Origin of the sequence: Streptomyces sp. YPW6, from assembly GCF_018866325.1 — a bacterium.
Taxonomy (GTDB): Bacteria; Actinomycetota; Actinomycetes; order Streptomycetales; family Streptomycetaceae; genus Streptomyces.
In genome coordinates, this window is the sequence record NZ_CP076457.1 from 3344102 (window position 1) to 3364150 (window position 20049).

Sequence of the window (20049 nt, forward strand, 5' to 3'; positions counted from 1 at the left end):
TCACGCCTCCTGGACGTCTGTGGTGGACTGCCGCGCCTCCTGGGCTGCGGACTTCTGCTGTTGGCGGATGAACCGCCTCCAGGCGGACACAGCCGCCTTGCCGGACAGGCCCCGCGTCACCTTCGGCCACAGCTCCGCGTAGGAGCGGTTCAGGGCGTAAGCGGGGCTGTCGTACTGCTCGGGCGCGAACACGGGCTCGGCGTAGCAGTGGCAGTTGTCGTGGTACTTGTCGCCATCGGCGTACTCGCCGGACTCCAGTTGCGCGAGCGTCGGGCCAGCGCCCTTCTGGGTGCGGTAGCCGTCGCTGCGGACGAAGCCGCGCGAGATGAGCATCGCGCACCACCCGCACGGGGTGCCGGTACGTGACAGCCGGACGTAGCCCAGGACCCGCCGGTCCTTGCTCATGTGGTTCCAGACCGCGGAGCGTCCACCGTTGTTCACGATGCGCTCGGCGGCTGCGGCCTGGCGGGTGCCGGCCTGCTGATGGGCCTCCCCGCGCGCCTTGTCGACGTCCTTGGCGGGCTTGTTCTCGTCGATGACCGAGGTCTTGCGGTCCAGGTTGGACGGGCCGAGAAGATCGAGGATGACCCTCGCTTCCTCTTCGGCCTCGCGCTCGATCCGCTCCTCGTCCTCGCGAAGTTCGGGCAGCTCCTCGACCAGGATCTGATCGTCGTTGACGTCGTCCTCGACCTCCGGGGCCGAGTCCTCGTCGGACGGTCTGCGATCTGGGAGCGTCGAGCCGGCCGAAGCGGGACGCTCCTCCAGGGAGCCGTCCGCTGCATCTCCGACCAGCGCGGCGAACTCGCGACGCAAGGTATCCAGAGTCACGTACGTGGGCTCCGGGTGGTACGGATCGGCCACTGTCGTACCGGTACGCAGAGCGCGCACCAGGCGGTAGTACGCACGAGCCAGATCACGGCTCATGCGGCGCCGGGTCATCACCATCGTGATGGCCCGCTTCAACCATGCCGATGACTGGGCAGCCCTCGCGGTCGCGGGGACTGCCTGCCACAGCTTCAACGCCTCCTCGACGGTCCCCGCCCCGATCTGGGTGAGGGCCGCCTGGAAGGCGGCGGACGTCCGATCAGCCTCAGCCTGTTTGGCTGCGGACGTCACGCGGCGAGCACCTCGCTACGGGTGGATGACCCGATCGAGGTGACGGACGGAGTGGCCCGCGTCAGTGCGGACGCGAGCTGACCAACCGAGTCGTCGTCCTCGGCCGTGTCGACCCAGTCCTCGTACTCCTGCTGGGTCACGCCTGGCACGCGCTTCCAGAGCGCGCGCTTCGGGATGCCAAGCGTCTCGGCGAGCTTGCCCAGGGCGTCAGCGGCCTGCGCCAGCGAACGGGACTCCATGTCACGCCAGTTGACCTCCCCGTGGAAGTCGTCGGCCGCGGTGGTGTTGCCCTCCATCTCGGCGGCCAGTCGGAAGACCCGCTCCCAGGACTCGCCGAATACGGACTGGAACTCGGCGACCTTGCGGGCAAGGGCCTGCTCGGCGGCCAGGAGCGCCTCGGCTGAGAGGTTCGCGATCTGCCCCAGCATGTGGTGCGGAGGCGTCTGCGAGACGGCCGCCCAGTGCCGGATGGACATGTCGATCGACTCGATGAACCCGCCCAGCGGGGTCTCGTCCAGGCTGCCGAACTTGACGTCAGGGTCCTCGGCGAACAAGAAGCGACGGGCGTTGTGGTAGACGGGCGCCGGCATCGGGTTGCCGTTCGCGTCGAGCTTGACCTGGCTGCCGACGACTTCGCCGTTCTCGACGATCGGCTCCGTCTGCATGGGCGGAGCCATGCCGGTCACCGTGCGCACCTTCACCGAGGCGTAGGTCTGCGCGACCAGCAAGTCGAAAACGGTTTGGTTGATGCGGTTCTGGAGCGGGATCATCGGCTCGACCACGCCGACCGTTCGGCCCTCCAGGTCGACCGACGCCGCGAAGCGGGTGACGGGGCACTCCGAAGCGCCGTGCACCTTGCTGGCCCCGACGCGGATGCCCTCGGCATCGGTCTTCGTCCGGAACGTCACCGCGTACTCGCGCTTGCTGTCCCACAGCCGGGCCTTGCCGAGCTGCTCGCCCTTCGGCCAAGCCACGATGGTGAGCGCCGCATGGGGGGTCTCATCGTTAGCGGGGTCCTCGTACAGGGCGGCCGTCCGTTGTGCGGACAGGCCCTTCGACACGACGCCCTTCTTGGTCTTCTCCGTCAGGACGAAGCTGTGACCGAACGCCAGAGCGCCGCGATAGATCGCGGCCTGGCGGGCGTCGAGCCGTGAGCGCTGCCAGTGCGACCACTCCACGGAGCGGGAGGCCGGCGCCTCGGGCAGACTCGCACCGTCCGAGCCGGGGCGGAAACCATCGACGTACAAAGCCTGCGCCGGGGTGCCGACGAGCAAGGGCATCCAGTTGGACACCGCCCTCTTGGCCAGCATCCGGTACTCGTCATCGGCCTGGGCCGGCATGTACGGGTCGTCGTGCTTGCCCTGGACGAAGCGATCGATCCGGGCCAGCCGGCCCTCGTCACGATCAAGGATGGCGAGGAGTTCCCGCGCCAGCGAAACCGGGCTGGTGTCGGCCATGCACTCACCACCTTTCTGCACTACTATCACAGCGTTAGATGAAGTAACCGCGCCCCGTCCGCTGACGGACCTTCTTGCCACGGGCGCGCAGGTCGTACAGGCACTCGTGCGCGAGCATCAGCGCCGCGTACGCGTCGACCTTGCGGGGGGATTCGCGGGATTCCTTGCCGAACGACAAGCCGTAGTTGTTCGTGCGGCGCCGGGCGTTGAGCGTGTGCCGCTTCAGCGTCAGGTCGCCGTCGTACTTCAGCTTCCGGTCGAAGATCGACCGCATGAGGCGCTCGTGCGCCATCGTCGAAGCCTTCAGGCTGGAACGCATGTCCCAGCCGATCCGGTCCTTGCCGGCCGGTGACTTCACGGCCAGGCCCTCGCCGTACGTCTCATCCCACTCGGAGATGTACGACTCCCACAGGGCGACATCCGCGTACATGCCCTGCACCTTGAAGGTGCGGAACGCGTCGTGGACGGAGGAGTCGACCTCGGCCCGAGGGACGGACCAGCCGTCACCGCGCGGGCCGTCAGGCTTCTCCCACACTCCGAGGGTGAACGCGCACATGTCGCGTACACGGAGAGCTATCAGGCAAGTCGCGTCATCGGTCTTGCCGCCGTCGAAGCCCATGACGATCTCGTCGCCAGGAGCCAGGACGGCACCCTCGTGGAGGATGTCGGCGAGCTGCTCGGGCCCGTACAGGGCGTCTTCCTCGGCAACGATCTGGTTGAGCCACATGCGCCGTGACCGGCTGGCTGAGATCGTCGTGTCGAGGACGGACTGGATGATCGTGGCTGGCACCAGCCAGACCGCGTCACCGCGGATCTTCGGGAGGACGATCTCCAACGCCTCGGGCGTCAGGGGCGTCTTCGGGTGAGCCTCGATCGAGTCGTACAGGTAGCCGATGCCGACCGCGCGGCCCTCGACGATCTTGTTGAAGGACTCGCGCATCCGCTCGGCCACGGAGTCTTCGCCGGGCAGGTAAGCGTTCGTGATCGCGAGGTAACGACTGTCCTGCTTGGTCGCGTTACCGTCGATCGTCTCGTACATCTTGTGCCCGTTGTTGCCGAGCACCCAGTGGTGCGTCTCGTTGAGCAAGGTAAAAACGTCGTCCTCTTGCCCTCAAGGGCACGGAACGACGACGTCACCGCCTCAAGCCGGCACTTGCCGCCGTTGGCTCGGATGAGGACCGCCCCGTCCTTGATGCCGTACTTCGCCTTGAAGGCGTCGGACATCAGCGACGGGATGAGCGCCATCGTGTTCGTGGTCTGTGACTGGTTGACGGCCGTGACCTGGACCCACGCGCGAGGGTGGGGAACGCCGACAGGTTCGCCGGCCTCATCCCAGTGAGAGAAGCGCGACGGCCCGCACAGCTCGACGAGGCAGAGCACGGCGAGGAGCGGGTCTTTCCCCCACCCCTTCATCCGCTGCAACACGCCCTTGCGGGCGGTGAATCGACCGTTCTCGTCCACGGCGTACCAGTGGAGGACGAACCGGAGCTGCTCGCGCGTGAACTTCCAGGGACCGCCGTCCTCGGAGCGCAGGTACTCGGCAGCCCAGCCGGCGATCTGCCAGCCGAGCGTCTTGTCCGGCAGGACCCAACGCCCGAAGGCGTCCTTCTGCCACGTCGGGCCGATGAAGGTCGGGTCCAGGAGGTCGATCTCCTCCGGGGTGAGCATCGCGGTAGCCATGGCTCACCTCCCCCGGAATCACTGCGCGAGCCCCAGCTCCTTCTTGTAGTCGGCGATAGCGACCACAGCGGCAGAGTCCTGCTCGTCCTCGGGCTCAGAAAGTTCGATGCGCACACGGCGCCGATCGCCCTCGGCGACAAGGAGCCGCTCGAAGGCTGAGTAGATGGTCTGGAGCATCTGACCGCTCCGCTTGCCCGACTTCTTGTAGTGGGACAGGTCTTCGCACAGCGAGTAGGCGAAGGCCCAGTCACTGTTCTGGTAGAAGTCCGCCTGGCCCGAGGACTTCAGCGAGTCCCACAGCCGGCGCGCGATCGGGTGCCACTCACGATCCGCGTTCGGGACCTTGACCGGCTTCATCTCGCCCTTGGTCACCGACTGCTGGTCGGTGCCCTTTCGCGACCGAGGGCGCGCGAGGTCGTCTTCGCGATTCGGGACGGGGCCACGGTTGCCCATCGGTCACACCTCCTTCAGGTCAGAAGAGGCCGCCCGTGAGGAAGTGCACGGACAGCCAGGTCATGAAAGCCAGCAAGGCGAAGCGCCGCAGCCGGACCCAGCCGGTCGGCTGACCCTGCGCGCCGGTCCGGGCCGTGGAGAACCACTTCCAGACGTGCTCGCTCAGGGTGTCGCCGGATGTCTTGTTGAAGAGGGCCTTGCCCTCGATAACCAGGAAGGTCGCGAGCCACCCGACCCACAACCAGGACCAGGTGGTCACCGCGGATTCCTTCCGTCGAAGTCGAGCCCCCTGGGGTAGCGAGCCAGGGGGCGAGGCACCGCCCGAGGGAGAGAGGGCCCTGGAGTGCCGGCTGACGCTCAACGAGTGGGGGAGGAACTCGGAGCTGTCAGGTCTACAGGAGGCCCGGATGGGCCTCGTTGCGCTGGAACCGCTTCCCGATCTGCCGGCGCTTCTTCACGCTGGCTGCGGCTCCCTCTCGTGATGACTTGCGCTGGTGATGCCATCCGCAGAGTGCTCTTAGGTTGGCTTCTCGATGATCGTCACCAGCGATGATGTGGTCCACGTCCGTGGCCAGCTCGTCGCACCGCTTGCCGTACTGGTCTCGCGCAGTGCACTGGTGGCCGTCACGCCGAAGAACTCGGTTCCTGATCCGGTCCCAGTCCTTCGGGAGCCGGCCTTTTCGGTCAGAGTCGAGCCACTGGGGCATCGATCACCCCCTGGCCGGACGCGGAAGCTGCCCCCTCGACGACGTCCTACCTGAACAGGTAGCTGCTCGAAGCTGTCGACCCGAGGGGAAGTCTGAGAAGTACGTGGCTACGCCAGTGGGCGCTCCGCGCCCCAACTACCAAGCCTCAACTACGTCAGTAGGAAGCGACTGGAAGGCCCGGAGGGCCTTACCGACTGGCGGTCTGTCCTGGCGCCTAACGCCTTACATCTATATATACGGAAGATGATCTTGGTTTGTGTCCTGACTCTTCCAGTGACGCCAGTCACACGCCGCCTCGCGGCGGCGGGCCAGCTCTAAACCCAGCGGCGAAGGTGTCAGTGAGAGGGATGCCCTACCGGGCACCACAGATTCAGCCACCTGACGAGCAGGGGCGGCGAAGCCGCCCGATGGACGTTTCCCCTTGCCTAAGCTCAGCTCATGGATTCACTTCTGGCTGAGCTGATCGCGGTGCAGCGACTAGGCATCCTGATGGGGGACTCCGATGGCGGCCACCTCGCTCGGGAGTTCCTCGTACGCCGCGCTGGCGCATCGGACAGGCTCGCCGACGTAGACGGTGGTCATCCCGGCGAGGCAGCGGCCACGTTGATGGACGCCATCCACTACGCACAGGAGCTGCTTACGTACGACTTCCTGAACGGGGGCACCCTTGGGCCTTTGCCGGCGGATGCTCCATGCTGGAGCGGGAACGAACGAGGCTACGCCAGGCAGGAACACCGGGCCTGGATCACCAAGCATGAGATCTGAGGCAGACGTGTACGAGGACAGGTGCGCGCGGCCGGCGGTTGACCGTGAGGTCGCGGCGACGTTCCGCGCAGATGCAGACGGCTTCGTGTCACGGAGTCCCGGCGGTTCCATCTCGTCTCCCCCGTACGTCATCGCCTCCTGCGCCGTCCGCCGCGTCCCTCCCGAAGCCCTGACGCTTCCTGATGGGTACGACCAGGACGTACTCGCGCAGATCATCACGGCCGCGGGCTTCATCGACCAGGACGTACGGATCGCGGGCCGGCAGGCCGAGGAACTCGCGCAGATCGGCGCGCAGCTCCTGGAGCTGGACAGTCAGGGCAAGGTCCAGCATCCGCTCGGGCACTACGAGAAGCAGTCGGTTGCCCACCTTGTCCACGTCGTCTCGAAGTCGAACCAGGGCGGGCCGGCAGCTCGGCCCTGACGCTCGTCGGCGCGCGCAGGATCGCGGCGGTTTCGGCGGGCATCCGGCATCCGTTCCCGCAGGTGGGACGCCGGGTCGGCACTCCTGATCGACCCTGAAACCGTGGCACGATCTCAGCTGCTATTACGAGGCGATCCGGAAAATCACGCGCAAGGGGCCCTACCCCACCCCGCCCCTTACCTTCAGACCTAAAGCCTTCGGATCTGCACCCTTGCGCCCGTCGACTGTCGCGCCGACGCACTGTCACGCGCTGAAGTCTTTAGACCTAAAGCCCGCAGGCAGGGGCCTGCTGGCCTGGCCCGGCACGGACGGACAGAGAGACAGGCAGGGAGAGGACGGCCGCGAGACGGCCACTCAGACCCCTTCTGACCAGCGCTTATGTAGCTATCCAGGCCCCGGAATCGGGCCAGTGTGTAAGTCGTGCCGGGACTGGCCCGGAAATACGGACAAGGTGGGGCACAAGGGAGGTCACTTTTAGGTAACGGGACAGGGTGCACAACAGGTCAACTCGGACATCTAGGGCCCCCGTGACCCACGTCACATGACTTTCTATAACCGCAGGTCAGGGCCCTGTTGATCATGGAAATTTGACCCCGGATCGGCCTATCTGCTGTGTGATAGTCGTGCTGTGTGGTTGAGTACTCCTATCAACAGCACGACGGACCGCAGCGAAGGAGGCAGGACATGAACGCGAATCACCCGCACAACACATACGGGCCCGGCCCGTAAACGCACTCCGTACCGGAGTGAAGCCGGGCCGGATGGGAACCGAGAGGCACCGCCTAGGGAGAGAGCCCTAGGAGGGGTGGACGACCACCCCGTGTGCAGTAGGCGAACGGACCAGCCAGTTTCACCAGGAAACGGAGCCTTGCGGCACCCGTGCGCGTCATGGCGGCGGGATACGTATGGCAAGCGAAGCAAAGCGGCGGTCTGCCCTTTAGGGCCGTCGCGATGGGGTCGACTCCCCGGATGCCTAGCTTCACCCATGCAGCCAACTAGGAACGGTCGTTTCCCGCTCCCCAGGGAGTGCCTTACCGCCCCGATCAAAGGGAGGTAGCGCAAGGGCCGACAGTCGGCCCCATGGCGGTAAGGCACTCCCTAGGGGGCGGGCACGGGGCCTAGTCCACCCCGTTCCGAAGAACGGACCGCAGTACCGCAGTACCAAACGAACAGACCGAAGTACCGCGCCCGGTAGGCGCACACCGAATCCTTGACCACTGCCCGACGTAGACACGAGCGTCGTCACTCCCCATCGGGGAGGTACCGCCGTGCCTAGGACTTGGGGATACGTTCACACACCGGCTGATGTCGCCTACCGAGTGCACCCCGGACGGGGCGGAGAGACCAGGACGCATGAGCGTTGCTGCCTCCGCCCCCGTACCGGCCTGCCTTCAGGCCGGCCGGACCGTCATGGGTCCGGCCGGCCCGATGGGGTGCCGTTACGCATCCCTCCCCTACGTTCCTGGGAGGAACCATGCCCGTTTCCCTCGACAAGGCAACGGACTACCTTTGCCTGTCCGAAGCAGCCCGCGAGCTGGGCGTCTCCCGTGCCACGGTCACCAACTGGCACCAACGTCATGCCGACTTCCCCGAGGTGCAGTCGCTCGGCGGTATGTCCTACCTGAAGCGTGCCGAACTGTACGCCTGGCTCGACCACGGCAACCGCTGGGAGACGATCCGGAAGCGCCAGGCGCTCGCCGTTGAGCGCAAGCCGCGCGTACGTACTGACGTGGACCAGATTCGCGGACTGATAGCGAAGCACGAGTCTGCCCTTCTGCGCTTGAACCGTGAGCTGCGTCGGGCGCTCACTGCGGAGTGAGTGTGATAGAGTGACAACGTCGGGCGAGAGCAGCCACAACCCGAGTGCGAGTCCGGGTCGCCCACTCATAGTGTGATAGAGTGACTACTACCAGCCGGAGGAACCCCCAGTGATCCAGCTCACCAGCTCTGCCCGCTACAAGGCCGCTCTCCGCTCGGCTCGCGCTGCATCCCCTCGGATCGCCGACGCCACATCCAAGCCTGCGGAGATGCCCGACGATGCGATGTACTACCTCTCCGACGACCTGATGTCGGGGTTCGGCGTGACCCCGGACGGCTGGGCCATCGGCCTGTTCTCTCAGGTCAAGGGGCGTGGCCCCGAGATGGTGGCGGCAGCCATCCGTGAAGGGGCTCACCTCCTCGACTGCTTTGACGGCTTCCTGCCGTCGTACTACGAGCAGTTCGGATTCATCGAGACCGAACGTGTGCCCAACTGGACGCCCGGCGCTCCGGACGTCGTCTTCATGAAGTTGGCCAGTGTGTGATAGAGTGACAACGTCACCGAGGGAGACCGGCAGGCATCAGGGGTTCGAGCCCTCGACTCCCGCTTAGCTCTACACAGAGTGTGATAGAGTGACTCAGGAAGGCAAGAACATGACCGTATCGCTTGAGAAGCCCTTCACCGCCTCCGACGCCGTCAACGCACTGGAGCGCCAGATAGGCCAGCTCCAGGCCCAGGTATCCAACCTCCGGTCCGCCGTCGAGGAGCAGAAGGAAGAGACCCGGCACGCTCGGGAGAAGTACGGGAAGCTGCGCGTCGAGGCGCGCAACCTCCTCATCGAGGTCATCGACGACTACGACCTGGACTCGCACAGGGGCACCATCTCCGAGCACGCCCAGGAGATCGGGCTCGACGCCCTCCGGTACGAGTACAACGCCACGGTCACCGTGACCTTCGAGCTGGAGGGCCTGCGCAAGACGGACGGCTCCGACTTCGACGAGGACGACGTGAAGCTCTACCTGGAGTCCAGTATCAGGGCTGGTGGTGGCGGCTTCGAGCTGGACTACTTCGACGCGGAGAACACCGACGTCGAGCTTGAGCTTCAGTGACCGGCCAGAGTGTGTAAGTAGTGCAATAGGGAGACGGGCAGACGCCGGGGGTTCGAGTCCCCGGCTCCCACCGGGACGGCAGGCGAGGCCGCCAGTCCCCATCACCCATCCGTACCACCGGCAAGGGGATACCCATGATCAGCTACGACCTCGACAACGACACCCTGTACGAGATCGCGGTCAAGAGCCTGACCGCGCCGTCCAACGCCTACTTCTGGGACGACCGCCTGTACGAGACGCACGGCGCGTTCGTGAGCTGGGCCGAGCGCGGGGATGACCTGCTCGAAGAGTCCAACTACCGCTCGGCACTGGCGTTGATCCAGGGCGCAGCCGGCGAATCCGCGGAGGACCATGTCATCGACGGGACGTCGAGCCACTGGGCCTTCGGCAGCCTGCGCACCATCTACGTCCAGATCCGTGAGACGGCCGAGCCCTGCGACTTCCAGGGGTGCGACGAAGAATCCCACTGGTGGCGTGAGGGCGTCGAGACCCACACCCAGTTCTGCGAGGACCACCGCGCCGAATACGACGCCGAGGGCCTGCCGTACGAGCCGCTCATCCCTCCGTTCACCGATGCCTTCCTGGAGGCGGCCGGGATCGTCACGGCCCTCCTGGACTACCCCTTCGTGGACGAGTCCGACTACTCCGACCGCGAGTCCCAGCGGTTCGAGGCGAACCTGGATGAGGCCGTCGACCAGGCGCACAAGCTCAACTGGGAGGACACCGACGCCGACCGCGAGGCGATCCTGGAGCGGGCATGGCCCGATCTCGGTGAGCTGTACGGACAGCAGGCGAACGCCGAGGTGTCCTGGGAGAGCGTCGCCGAGATCTGGGGAGAGGCGCGGGACGCGCACTTCTCCGAGTTGGGGAACCTCCACCTGAACGCACAGATCGAAGGACAGCTCTTGCTTGTCGCTGCGTGATAGTCGTGCAGCTCGGGCGACCGGCAGACACCAGGGGTTCGAGTCCCCGGCGCCCACCATCGCGGACTCTCCGCGAGCAGTGAAACCCAGGAGATATCCACCATGAGCATCACCCTGCATGAAAGCGCCCCCGCAGCCATCGCCGAGCTGTCCAGCGTGTTCGGCGACGGCATGACCGCCAGCGACACCGGCTCGAAGTTCACGTGCACCGAGGCCGACATCATCGCCCGCGTCCTGTACCTCACCGGCCAGGAAGAGGCGGCTGTCACGTGGCTGCTCGGCCACGCCGAGGGCGAGGACTGGGACGACACCCACGCCCACGAGTACGACCAGGAGAAGGGCGACGCCGAGCGCCGCTCCCCGCGCTCCTTCAACGAGGCCGACATCCGGGGCCACCTCGCAGCCATCGCCTAGTCACCCCTCACAGGGGCGGGGCCGAAGTGAAGTCGGCCCCGCCCCGCCCGGCCCGAAGGTGCACCACCATGCTCAAGCCCGGATACACCAACCTTGACCCCGACTGGCTGGCTCCCCTGCGGGAGCGCATAGCCGCCGAGGTGCCCGACGCCACCACGTGGGTCTACGTGGACTCGGTCGGCCACCTCGTCCTCTCGAAGATCGTCGTACCGCGCGAGCTGCGGTTGCAGGGGATCGGCACCCGCGTCATGGAGCTGCTGATCGCGGAGGCCGACAAGCAGGCCGTCACGACGACTCTCTCCCCGACCCGCGAGTTCGGCTCTGACCTTCGTCGCCTGCGCGGCTTCTATCGCCGCTTCGGATTCAGCACGAACGGCGGGCGGATCAAGGACTACACCACCGCTCACGACATGATCCGCCTTCCCCGCACCCACACCCACCACTGAAGGAGAGCGGAGCTGTGCCCATGTACCGAGTGACAGTCCTCGAAGAGATCAAGTACGAGGTCGAGGTCGAGGCCGAGGACCGCGACGAGGCGGAGGAGGCCGCCGTCGAGCTGGTCTGCGAGGACCCGAACGAGTACTACACCGACACCGTCGACCGCACCACGACCGACACCGTTCGACTCCGCACGAAGGTAGCCGCATGACCGACACCCTGACCGGCCGCGTGATCGAGGCCGTGACCGACGACAACGTCCAGTCCATCATCGACATCGCCTCGTACGGAGGGATCACGTACTGGGCTGACGAGCCGACCCCCGCGGAGTTTGCCGGCCTGCCCTTCGACAAGGAGTACACGATCGTCGATGCCGCCGAGGGGTTCGAGGCGGACCGCGAGGCGCACTACCTGAGCAAGGACGACATACGCAGGGCGTACGGCCTGCTCCTCGACCTGAATCAGGAGCTGGTGAACCGTGAGTACCACGGCTACATCGTGCAGTCCTGGCTTGAGCGGGACTGGCAGGGCATCGACGCCGGACACATCGACGCGGGCACGGCGGACGTCATCGTCCAGGTGGCCATCTTCGGAGAGGTCCGCTTCGGCTGACCAGGGTGTGTAAGTCGTGCATTGTGATAGTGTGACGACAGGCAGGGTGAGCGGCACACACCACAGGTTCGAGTCCTGGGCACCCACCCATCCGACGCAGGCAGCAACCACCCACAGAGAAGAGAGAACCGTGACCGACGACCAGCGCGAGCCCTACAAGTACGAGATCGCGGACGGCGAATTCCACATCAAGATCCTGGCGGCCCAGCGGAAGATGCGCTCCCACCACAACGGCTGGACGACGGAGAGGGTCGAGGAACTCCGGGCCCGCGTGCAGATAGCCACCGACCCCGAATTTGAGGGCCGAGTCACCCACGGCTTCGTGAAGGTGCGCGGACGGAAGTATGCCGCCGAACACACCGTGATCCGCCTCGGACCGGAGGGCTACCTCGGTCAGCCTCAGACCTGGGACCGGGCTCCCACCTATGGCGGCGGCACCCGCAACGAGCTGGGGCGGACCGTCCCGTACGAACAGAAGGCGTACGACGCGATTTGGAAGATCGAGTTCGAGGTTCTGGACCGCTTCGAGAAGGACTACCCGGACTGGGCGCGGGAGAGCTATCGCCGTCTCTTCGCGCGGAACCGGGACAACAAAACAGGCGACGCGAAGAACCTGCGCCAGCAGGCGAGTAACGCGGATCGTGAGGCGCGGGAGTGGCAGAAGCGCATTGACGACCTGAACGCCTGACCTGACACCCGCAGTACGGGGCGGGGCCGAAGTGAAGTCGGCCCCGTCCCGCCCCACCCACGATACGCAAGGAAGTAGAGATGAGCGCCATGGGAAGCCTGGTCGTCGACATGATGAGCTACGAGGCGGGCGAGCTGGACAGTGACGACTCGCTGGACCTGTTCTCGGACCTGATCAAGAGCGGTATGGCCTGGAAGCTGCAAGGCCACTGGGGGCGTACGGCGAAGGCCCTGATCGACCGGGGCCTGATCGACGAGGAGAGCGGCGACATCACCCCCCTCGTGCTTGAGGTGGACTGGCTGTGACCGCGCCCAAGCAGCTCGCCGCGCGGGTCGATGCCGACCTGGCCCGAGCCATCGAGACCCTCGCCCCCACGGGTCTGACCTACAGCGAGATCGTCAAGCGGGCAGTCGCCCAGTTCGCCGAGGTCTACCGCGTAGCGGTCGACAACAAGGTGGCCGAACCGCACGAGGTTCCCGTCCTGACCGCCTACCAGTACAAGTTGCCGCCCCGCTGGCAGCCGCCGCGTACCGGCTCCGTCAAGCTCCCCGCCTGAACCTCACGAAGGACCGAACCATGAAGATCGCCGTCATCATCGCCGCCGCCACCGCTCTGGTCGTGGGCCCGCTCGCGAGCACGCTGCCCGAGTCCCCCGAGTCCCCCGAGTCCACCACCACCGTCTCAGCGCGGAGTGCCTCGTTCCTCCCGGCCTCCACCTCGACGCCCCTTCTGAAGCTCCCCACCAAGCCCTGCTCGGACGACAACACCGTCACGCGTAGCTGCTACTGGGACGCCGCCAAGATGGGCAACGGCAAGGGCTACTCGTACATCGTGGACGGGCGGGGGAACGTGATCTACCTGAACCCGAAGCTGAACAAGCAGAGCGCCCGGCTGAAGTTCAACGCCGCCCAGAGCCGTGCCGGCAAGGAGCACTGGGGCACGGTCGACGGGCACCGATTCTGCTGGGCGAAGGTCGGCGACACCTCGTACATCCAGTGCTTCGACGGATACAAGACGTCCTCTTGATCCGGCCTCAGTGTGATAGTCGGACGTGAGTCCGAAGGGTGACAGGCAGACACCGGCGGTTCGAGTCCCCGGCGCCCACTCCCCATGATCCCCACCGAGAGGTGTGCTCCGTGTTCTTCCACTTCCGACAGAACAACTCGGGCGGCTCGTTCCACAACAACCCCGACGCAGGCATCAGCGTGAACGTCATCGTCGAGGCGGACGACGCCGACCACGCGAACCGCAGGGCCGAGAAGCTCGGCCTGTACTTCGGCGGCGCAGGCGACTGCCGATGCTGCGGCGACCGCTGGTCCGAGCAGTGGGACGACAGGGACGGCGACCTCGTCCCGAGCGTCTACGGCGATCCGATCCAGGACTACGACTTCGAGCCCGACAAGTGGATCTATGACGGCCCCGAGGCGTACGTCCACTTCGCAGACGGCCTTGTCCAGGGGTACGGACTGCCCCGCAAGTCCCTCGCCTGACCTACCCCCATCGCCGAGAGGATCAAGCCAGTGAAGTGCTACGTGACCAGCAGCCAGGGTGTGCAGTGCAAGAACGACGCTCGGACCAAGCTAGGGCTGTGCACGGCACACAAGAGCCGCATCGCCCGATGGGGCCACGTGGGTAAGGACATCCCGATCCGGGAGTACGTCCGGGTGGCGGAGATCGCAGCCCCGAGGTTCCTGGAGGGCTCGACCGACGAAGAGAAGTTCTGGTCCGGGGTCAGCCGGACCAACGATCACTGGCTCTGGACCGGCGGCATCTGCAAGAGCAGTGGCCTGGGCCAGCTCAGTTACGACGGCTACAACCAGACTGCCGGCCGCGTCGCGTGGCTCATAGCGTTCGGCGAGCTGCCGAAGGGCACGCGAGTTTCCTCAACCTGTGGAGAGAAGCTCTGCGTCCGGATCTCCCACCTTCAGGTGGCGTACCTCAACGGTGAGCCGTACGTGGACCTGTCCCCGATCGAGCTTGAAGAACTGGCAGGTGTGTGAACGATGACCGATGCGCTACTCGTAGGACTCGCGGGCTTCGCCCGGTCCGGCAAGGACTCGGCGGCCCAGGCCCTCGTCGAGGGAGGCTGGCGGCGGGACGCCTTCGCCGACCGACTGAAGGACTTCCTGCTCCGCCAGAACCCCCTCGTCCCGGCCTACCCCGACGCCCCGCCCTACCGCCTGGTGAACCTGATCGCCGCGTATGGGTGGGAGGGAGCGAAGGAGAAGTTCCCCGAGGTGCGGCGCCTGCTGCACACCACCGGGTCCGACGCCGGCCGCGTGACGCTGGGCGAAGACGTCTGGGTGAACGCCCTCTTCAACGATCACGAGCCCGAGCGTGAGGCCCTGGTCGTGAGTGACGTCCGCTTCCCCAACGAGGCGCGAGCCATCCAAAGCCGCGGTGGCGTGGTCATCTGGATCGACCGCCCCGGAGTCGGCCCCGCGAAGGATCAGCACGGCCTTCCGTACGTCTCGGAGATCGGTCTCCGGAACTGGAAGTTCGACGCCACCCTGATGAACGACGGCACGCTGGAAGACCTGCGGGACCGGCTGCTCGGCGTCACCACGCTGGCCGATCGCTACTATGCTGCGGCCTGAGTGTGATAGAGTGACTCACGTCGAGCGGATCGCAGACCTCGACGCCCTCCCCGCCGGCTCGGCCATCGAGATCCTCGACAAGCGCGGGAGCGTCCGCCGGAAAGACGCGGCCGGCGACTGGACCGACGCCGCCAAGCCGGCCGGTACCACCTGGAACACCTGGACCTACGTAAACACGCGCCGATACGGAGCGCGCGTCATCGAGAGGAATACCGAAGTGAGCACCGTCGAGACCACCCCCAGCCTGACCGAGCAGCTCGCCGCCCTGGTGGCCGCGTACCAGGCCCGCGAGGACGAGCGCGAGCGCGTGATCGCCTCGTTCGAGGACGAGGAAGGTGGCGTCCTCGACTCGGCCCTTCCTGCGTACGACGAAACCGTGGACAACTACGGGCACGCCGGCCGCGAAGATCTGGTGGAGCTGCTCGGCAAGCTGATCGCGCTCCTGCCGGCCTGAGTGTGATAGACGTACTAGCGAGAGGGTGCCAGTGAAAGCCACGTTGAGCAAGGATGGGCTGTACCGGTTCGACCTGCGGGTGACGCATCGGGTGGGGCGGGCGACGATGGCGACGGCACTCGCCAGCGCTTACCGCGACCACGACATCTTCGAGGATGGCCCCCTGTCGAACCTGAGCAGGGCGAAGGTGCTCGCCACGGTGAAGGAGGTGCTGCACGACAGGGGTACGGATTTCCTGGAGGGGTGGTCGGACCACCTGACCGAGGCTGAGACCGAGTCGATGTGGGACTGGGCGATAGAACAGGTGGGCAACGCCTTCCCCGAGCTGGAGCCGTCGAGCGAGGGGCAGCGGTGAGCGGGGGAGGCGTCGAGTACGGCGTCTTCGAAGATGGCGAGTGCTTCTATGACCGGCTGTACGGCGAGGCCGGCCGGCGGATCGGGGAGGGGATCGCACGCGAGATGCGCGACGACCCCGAAGGCGAGGGTCACACGTACGAGGTGACGGTGATCTGCCAGAGCCACCCGAACCGGCCGCGCCACTCCTGCCCCGAGTGCGCTGCATGAGGATCACTCCTCGGAAGCACGAGTACCAGGCGGTCGTCGACATCCTGGTGGACCCGACCTTCGAGTCTCCCGACCAGATGGCCAAGGCCCTGCTGAAGGAGATGGGGGCGATCCTCCAGATGCGAGACCTCTGGGTCCTCACGCACCGATGGGCGGACGGATCGAAGGGCCTGAACTACGGGCCCTTCGGTTCCACCGCTGAAGCGGAAGCCTTCGCGAAGAAGATGAGCTTCGGCGGTACGGGGCGAGTCATCCCCCTGACGTCCTCGGGCATCGCACTCGCCAACCACGACGGAAAGGCCGGCTGGCCCGGCTACTGCTACAACCCACAGTGCGGCCACCCCCCGTTCATGCACTCATCGGTTGGCGCGAGCCGTGGCCAGTGCCACCTCGGCGGATGCGCCTGCGGCAAGTTCGTGAAGGACGCACCAAAGACCAAGAGCAAGAAGTAAGGAGCACGATCGAGATGAGCTTCAAGACCGTCGACTGGACGCACTGCGACTGCGGCCAGAAGCGGGGATTCGACTCCCGCGGAGATGCCGAGAAGGCCATGGGCCGGGCGCAGGCGAAGCGAACCCGCCGGGCTGACGTCAGGGGCACGCGTCGCGGGCTGAAGGTCGAGGGCCGCGTCTACGAGTGCGACTTCAGCGCGTGGCACATGACGAGCATGTCCCGCCGCGCCTACGAAGGGGCGCTCGCGGCATGAGTGTGATAGTCGGACGGAGCGCCTGTTGGGTCTCCACGGTCCTTGCCCTTGCCCTGCTGCTCGTTCTGCTGCTCGCCTCGCCCGCCCAGGCGCCGGCCCTCAAGACTCCCGCCGCACACCACACGAAGGACGTCACCCCGTGATCACCACCCGCTCAGATGTCACCGTCAAGGCCGTACGCACCAGCGCCATGGACTACGACGTCACCCAGGCCGCGAGAGTGAGCACGCTCGGAGCGGAGGCCGTAGACGCGCAAGGCTCGACCAAGGGCCTGATCAACTTCCTGATGCGGGACCGGCACGGGAGTCCCTTCGAGCACAACTCGTTCAGCTTCTACATCGAGGCGCCGATCTTCGTCGCGAGAGAGTTCTTCCGCCACCGAGCGGGCTGGAGCTACAACGAGGAGTCCGGGCGCTACAAAGAGCTGAACCCCGTGTTCTACCTGCCGCCGCCCGAACGGAAACTGGTTCAGACGGGCAAACCCGGCGCCTACACCTTCACGGTCGGCACTGACCTTCAGTGGATGGTCGCCTCGGGTGTGGCGAAGGAGTCCTATCGTCACGCCTGGTCCTCGTACCAGGTCCAACTTCGCGCCGGCATCGCCCGCGAGGTAGCGCGCAACGTCCTGCCGGTCGGCGTCTACACCTCCTTCTTCGCCACCTGCAACGCCCGCTCGCTCATGCACTTCCTGAGCCTGCGGACCAGCAAGGAGAACTCGAAGGTCCCGAGCTTCCCGCTCCGGGAAATCGAGATGGTGGCCGAGCAGATGGAGGCCCACTTCGCCGAGCAGATGCCGGTAACCCACGCCGCTTTCGAGAAGCACGGCCGGGTGGCACCGTGATAGACGTGCTAACCAGCCCGTATCCGCAGGTCACGGCCGAGTGGCGCGAGGTCGAGTGGAGCAGAGAGAAGCGCACGCGCTTCGCGACGATGATGCTCCGCCTCATGGCGGACGACGACGAAGACGAGAAGAGTTAGACACACTTACACAGTTCAGTTAGATTTACACACGTTCCCACGGGGGCATCCCAGCACGGGGTGCCTCCGTCGTGCATTAAGGAGACAGCGTGAGTAAGGCCCTTCTGCCTGGTCAGAAGATGCGTAGGCGCTGGCGCGTCGCCCTGTATCGGCGTGTTAGTACGACGAAACAGGTCGACGGTTTCGGCCTTGATGCGCAGGACAACCTTTGCCGAACATGGCTCAACCTGATGCTGGGCGTCGGCAACTACGTGATCGTGGACGTCTACACAGACGGCGGCATATCCGGGAAGCTCGCCGAGCGCGAGGATCTGGACCGGATGAACGCGGCCATCGCTGCCGGGAAGATCGACCTCGTCATCTTCGGCAAGCTGGACCGCATCGGCCGCACGATGAAGAACATCCACCGCTGGGTGTACGACACGACCGACATCGAGGTCGAGGAGGGCCGCAAGGTCCGCGTCGTCACCGCGGATAGCCGGATCGACTCCGAGTCGGACATGTTCGGGGTGACGCTGGCGCTCCTGGCCTACATGGCGGAGATGGAACACGCCCTGATCCTTGAGCGCACGATGAGCGGCCGGATTCAGAAGGTGATGGCCGGCGGCTGGCCGCACGGCGGCATCCCGTACGGCTACATGATCGACCCCGAGACCGGGGACATCGTGGTCAACCCGCTCGAAGCAGTGGTCATCGAGAAGGCCGTCGAGTTCCTCGTCGATTCCACCGAGTACCTGACCCGTGGCGACGTGGCCAAGAAGCTGAACGCCCTCGGGTACCGGACCCGCAAGGGTCACCTGTGGGACGGCAGCAACCTCGCCCAGCGCGTGAAGAAGGCGCTGACCGGGTTCGTCGAGTTCACCTTCGCCGCCGGCACCGAGGACGAGCAGGTTCACATCCTGACGCTCCCCGAGATCATCCCGGCCGATCGCGCCCTGGCCACCATGGAAGCGTTCGCACGGTCCGCGAAGACCAAGAGCGCCTCGAACGACTACCCCCTCTCTACACGCCTGATCAGCCTGTGCGGCGCGGGCATGGTCGGCGGCATCGACAACCGCAGCGGCACCCGTAAGTACCGGTGCCAGAAGGTGCGCGACGGCGAGTACGAGCACGAGTGCCAGTCGCTGTACGCGGACGACGTGGAGGCGGCGGTGATGGCGGAGGTGTCCAGCCTTGTCGCCGACCGGGACCGGCTGCACGAGCTGATCAAGGAGGCGCTCGGCACGACCCCGGCCCGCCTGGAGTCCTACCGTCGCAGGCTCGCCGAGATCGACGAGACGATGGAGAAGAAGCGCAAGACCCGGAAGAAGGCCATCGCCCGACTGGTCGCAGCCGTCGAGATCGACGATGACGACGAGGACGACGACTTCGCCGAGGAGATGCGGCAGGAGATCGCCGAGCTGAAGGAGCGGTACAAGGAGGAGGAGGGCGACTTGCTCCAGGAGCGGGAGCGGGTCGAGTCCTGGATCGCCGACGTCGAGAGTGAAGAGGAGCGAGCCCTTCAGGTCCTGGCGGCTGCGGACAAGCTGCGCACCAAGATCGGGAAGCTGACCAAGCGCGAGCAGGCCGACTTGATCGAGATGCTCGACATCCGGGTTCAGGTCGAGGGCACCGCGAAGGTGCACCGCTCGGGGAACTTCGACCCCATCTCGAAGTGGCACTGGGATACCGGCACGCCGGTGCCGGCCGAGCTGACTGACGAGATGTGGGACAAGGTCTCGTCGATCATCTCGAATACTCAGAAGTGGAAGGACGTGCGCGGTGCGTTCGAGGTGGTCCTGGAGAAGGTCGCCACGGGGCGGAACTGGGCGGAGTACGGCAAGGACGAGCGCCTTGGCGGCCGGGCCTACGCCACGCTGATGCGCCGGGTCCGGCACTGGGACGAGAGCGGCGAGTACCGGCAGGCACTGAAGGTCCTGTCCTCGCATCGGTCGGTGTCGGCTGCACCGCAGTTCAGCTTGCCCCCCATGCGGGTGACGGGCGCGATCGACTCGGGTGCGAGCGGTGTTTCCGCAGGTCAGGGCGTGGGTTCCAAGAACGGAGAGCTTGGTGACGTGGGCGCACGGAGTTCACCGACTCCTCCGTGATGGACCTGATCACCACGCAGCTGCCGTCCTCCTCGTCCGACGAGGACTGACGGCACGGAATCACCGCGCGAGCGCACCACCACGCGAACGCGCCAGCGCACAAACGCACCACTGTACGAAC

General features: G+C 66.0%; 31 protein-coding genes. 26 read left to right on the forward strand and 5 right to left on the reverse strand.

Going from position 1 to position 20049, the window contains the following annotated elements; all coding sequences use genetic code 11:
* From KME66_RS14630 to KME66_RS14650, 5 genes are all read right to left on the reverse strand, one after another.
* Positions 1 to 1116, reverse strand: coding sequence for a hypothetical protein (locus KME66_RS14630; RefSeq protein ID WP_216322634.1), 1116 nt, complete (start codon positions 1114 to 1116; stop codon positions 1 to 3).
* Entirely contained in the window at positions 1113 to 2573 is a 1461-nt protein-coding gene (locus KME66_RS14635) for a phage portal protein (RefSeq protein ID WP_216322636.1), read from the reverse strand. Before KME66_RS14635 ends, KME66_RS14630 begins: the two co-directional genes overlap by 4 nt.
* Positions 2574 to 2607: 34 nt before the next feature.
* Positions 2608 to 3660: a terminase gene (locus KME66_RS14640; RefSeq protein WP_216322638.1), complete on the reverse strand. Its 1053-nt coding sequence runs from the start codon at positions 3658 to 3660 to the stop codon at positions 2608 to 2610.
* A 611-nt stretch (positions 3661 to 4271) separates the two neighbouring features.
* A complete protein-coding gene (locus tag KME66_RS14645) occupies positions 4272 to 4706 on the reverse strand; it encodes a hypothetical protein (RefSeq protein WP_185298846.1) in 435 nt (144 codons plus the stop codon).
* A gap of 19 nt (positions 4707 to 4725) precedes the next feature.
* On the reverse strand, positions 4726 to 4965 hold the full coding sequence (locus tag KME66_RS14650; RefSeq protein ID WP_216322640.1) for a hypothetical protein: 240 nt from the start codon (positions 4963 to 4965) through the stop codon (positions 4726 to 4728).
* Positions 4966 to 5851: 886 nt separating this feature from the next.
* On the opposite strand from KME66_RS14650, the gene KME66_RS14655 reads away from it, so the two are divergent.
* The 26 genes from KME66_RS14655 to KME66_RS14780 all read left to right on the forward strand — a co-directional run bounded on the left by KME66_RS14655 (position 5852) and on the right by KME66_RS14780 (position 19928).
* Complete coding sequence (locus KME66_RS14655; RefSeq protein WP_216322642.1) at positions 5852 to 6178, forward strand: hypothetical protein; 327 nt, start codon at positions 5852 to 5854, stop codon at positions 6176 to 6178.
* Between the two features lie 85 nt (positions 6179 to 6263).
* Complete coding sequence (locus KME66_RS14660; RefSeq protein ID WP_216322644.1) at positions 6264 to 6599, forward strand: hypothetical protein; 336 nt, start codon at positions 6264 to 6266, stop codon at positions 6597 to 6599.
* Positions 6600 to 8073: 1474 nt separating this feature from the next.
* The gene (locus KME66_RS14665) at positions 8074 to 8418 is read left to right on the forward strand and encodes a helix-turn-helix domain-containing protein (protein ID WP_216322646.1); all 345 of its coding nucleotides are present in this window, start codon (positions 8074 to 8076) and stop codon (positions 8416 to 8418) included.
* A 109-nt stretch (positions 8419 to 8527) separates the two neighbouring features.
* The gene (locus KME66_RS14670) at positions 8528 to 8902 is read left to right on the forward strand and encodes a hypothetical protein (RefSeq protein ID WP_216322648.1); all 375 of its coding nucleotides are present in this window, start codon (positions 8528 to 8530) and stop codon (positions 8900 to 8902) included.
* 109 nt (positions 8903 to 9011) lie between these two features.
* Positions 9012 to 9467, forward strand: coding sequence for a hypothetical protein (locus tag KME66_RS14675; RefSeq protein WP_216322651.1), 456 nt, complete (start codon positions 9012 to 9014; stop codon positions 9465 to 9467).
* A 134-nt stretch (positions 9468 to 9601) separates the two neighbouring features.
* Positions 9602 to 10390: a hypothetical protein gene (locus tag KME66_RS14680; protein ID WP_216322653.1), complete on the forward strand. Its 789-nt coding sequence runs from the start codon at positions 9602 to 9604 to the stop codon at positions 10388 to 10390.
* A 102-nt stretch (positions 10391 to 10492) separates the two neighbouring features.
* Positions 10493 to 10804: a hypothetical protein gene (locus tag KME66_RS14685; RefSeq protein WP_216322656.1), complete on the forward strand. Its 312-nt coding sequence runs from the start codon at positions 10493 to 10495 to the stop codon at positions 10802 to 10804.
* A 68-nt stretch (positions 10805 to 10872) separates the two neighbouring features.
* Entirely contained in the window at positions 10873 to 11250 is a 378-nt protein-coding gene (locus KME66_RS14690; RefSeq protein ID WP_216322659.1) for a GNAT family N-acetyltransferase, read from the forward strand.
* Positions 11251 to 11270: 20 nt separating this feature from the next.
* The gene (locus KME66_RS14695; protein WP_216322661.1) at positions 11271 to 11453 is read left to right on the forward strand and encodes a hypothetical protein; all 183 of its coding nucleotides are present in this window, start codon (positions 11271 to 11273) and stop codon (positions 11451 to 11453) included.
* Positions 11450 to 11854, forward strand: a complete 405-nt coding sequence (locus tag KME66_RS14700; protein ID WP_216322664.1) for a hypothetical protein — start codon at positions 11450 to 11452, stop codon at positions 11852 to 11854. Before KME66_RS14695 ends, KME66_RS14700 begins: the two co-directional genes overlap by 4 nt.
* A 130-nt stretch (positions 11855 to 11984) precedes the next feature.
* Positions 11985 to 12542: a hypothetical protein gene (locus KME66_RS14705; protein WP_216322666.1), complete on the forward strand. Its 558-nt coding sequence runs from the start codon at positions 11985 to 11987 to the stop codon at positions 12540 to 12542.
* An 80-nt stretch (positions 12543 to 12622) separates the two neighbouring features.
* The gene (locus tag KME66_RS14710; protein ID WP_216322684.1) at positions 12623 to 12847 is read left to right on the forward strand and encodes a hypothetical protein; all 225 of its coding nucleotides are present in this window, start codon (positions 12623 to 12625) and stop codon (positions 12845 to 12847) included.
* Entirely contained in the window at positions 12844 to 13098 is a 255-nt protein-coding gene (locus KME66_RS14715; protein ID WP_216322686.1) for a hypothetical protein, read from the forward strand. The genes KME66_RS14710 and KME66_RS14715 overlap by 4 nt, the downstream gene beginning before the upstream one ends.
* A 20-nt stretch (positions 13099 to 13118) precedes the next feature.
* On the forward strand, positions 13119 to 13568 hold the full coding sequence (locus KME66_RS14720; protein ID WP_216322689.1) for a hypothetical protein: 450 nt from the start codon (positions 13119 to 13121) through the stop codon (positions 13566 to 13568).
* A 110-nt stretch (positions 13569 to 13678) separates the two neighbouring features.
* Positions 13679 to 14032, forward strand: coding sequence for a hypothetical protein (locus tag KME66_RS14725; RefSeq protein WP_216322693.1), 354 nt, complete (start codon positions 13679 to 13681; stop codon positions 14030 to 14032).
* 42 nt (positions 14033 to 14074) lie between these two features.
* Entirely contained in the window at positions 14075 to 14542 is a 468-nt protein-coding gene (locus KME66_RS14730) for an HNH endonuclease (RefSeq protein ID WP_216322697.1), read from the forward strand.
* 3 nt (positions 14543 to 14545) lie between these two features.
* The gene (locus tag KME66_RS14735; protein ID WP_216322700.1) at positions 14546 to 15139 is read left to right on the forward strand and encodes a hypothetical protein; all 594 of its coding nucleotides are present in this window, start codon (positions 14546 to 14548) and stop codon (positions 15137 to 15139) included.
* A 10-nt stretch (positions 15140 to 15149) separates the two neighbouring features.
* Positions 15150 to 15593: a hypothetical protein gene (locus KME66_RS14740; protein ID WP_216322703.1), complete on the forward strand. Its 444-nt coding sequence runs from the start codon at positions 15150 to 15152 to the stop codon at positions 15591 to 15593.
* 43 nt (positions 15594 to 15636) lie between these two features.
* Positions 15637 to 15948, forward strand: a complete 312-nt coding sequence (locus tag KME66_RS14745) for a hypothetical protein (RefSeq protein ID WP_216322706.1) — start codon at positions 15637 to 15639, stop codon at positions 15946 to 15948.
* Positions 15945 to 16157, forward strand: coding sequence for a hypothetical protein (locus KME66_RS14750; RefSeq protein WP_216322709.1), 213 nt, complete (start codon positions 15945 to 15947; stop codon positions 16155 to 16157). Before KME66_RS14745 ends, KME66_RS14750 begins: the two co-directional genes overlap by 4 nt.
* Positions 16154 to 16609 carry a hypothetical protein gene (locus tag KME66_RS14755; protein ID WP_216322712.1) on the forward strand — a complete coding sequence of 152 codons (456 nt, stop codon included), beginning with the start codon at positions 16154 to 16156 and terminating at the stop codon, positions 16607 to 16609. The genes KME66_RS14750 and KME66_RS14755 overlap by 4 nt, the downstream gene beginning before the upstream one ends.
* Positions 16610 to 16623: 14 nt before the next feature.
* Positions 16624 to 16863: a hypothetical protein gene (locus KME66_RS14760; protein ID WP_216322715.1), complete on the forward strand. Its 240-nt coding sequence runs from the start codon at positions 16624 to 16626 to the stop codon at positions 16861 to 16863.
* Positions 16860 to 17006 (forward strand): hypothetical protein, encoded by a 147-nt coding sequence (locus tag KME66_RS14765; RefSeq protein WP_216322719.1) that lies wholly within the window; start codon positions 16860 to 16862, stop codon positions 17004 to 17006. Before KME66_RS14760 ends, KME66_RS14765 begins: the two co-directional genes overlap by 4 nt.
* Entirely contained in the window at positions 17003 to 17704 is a 702-nt protein-coding gene (gene thyX, locus KME66_RS14770) for an FAD-dependent thymidylate synthase (RefSeq protein ID WP_253208342.1), read from the forward strand. The genes KME66_RS14765 and thyX overlap by 4 nt, the downstream gene beginning before the upstream one ends.
* On the forward strand, positions 17701 to 17841 hold the full coding sequence (locus KME66_RS14775) for a hypothetical protein (protein WP_216322721.1): 141 nt from the start codon (positions 17701 to 17703) through the stop codon (positions 17839 to 17841). The genes thyX and KME66_RS14775 overlap by 4 nt, the downstream gene beginning before the upstream one ends.
* An 89-nt stretch (positions 17842 to 17930) precedes the next feature.
* Positions 17931 to 19928, forward strand: coding sequence for a recombinase family protein (locus tag KME66_RS14780; protein WP_216322725.1), 1998 nt, complete (start codon positions 17931 to 17933; stop codon positions 19926 to 19928).
* Positions 19929 to 20049 lie beyond the last annotated feature (121 nt).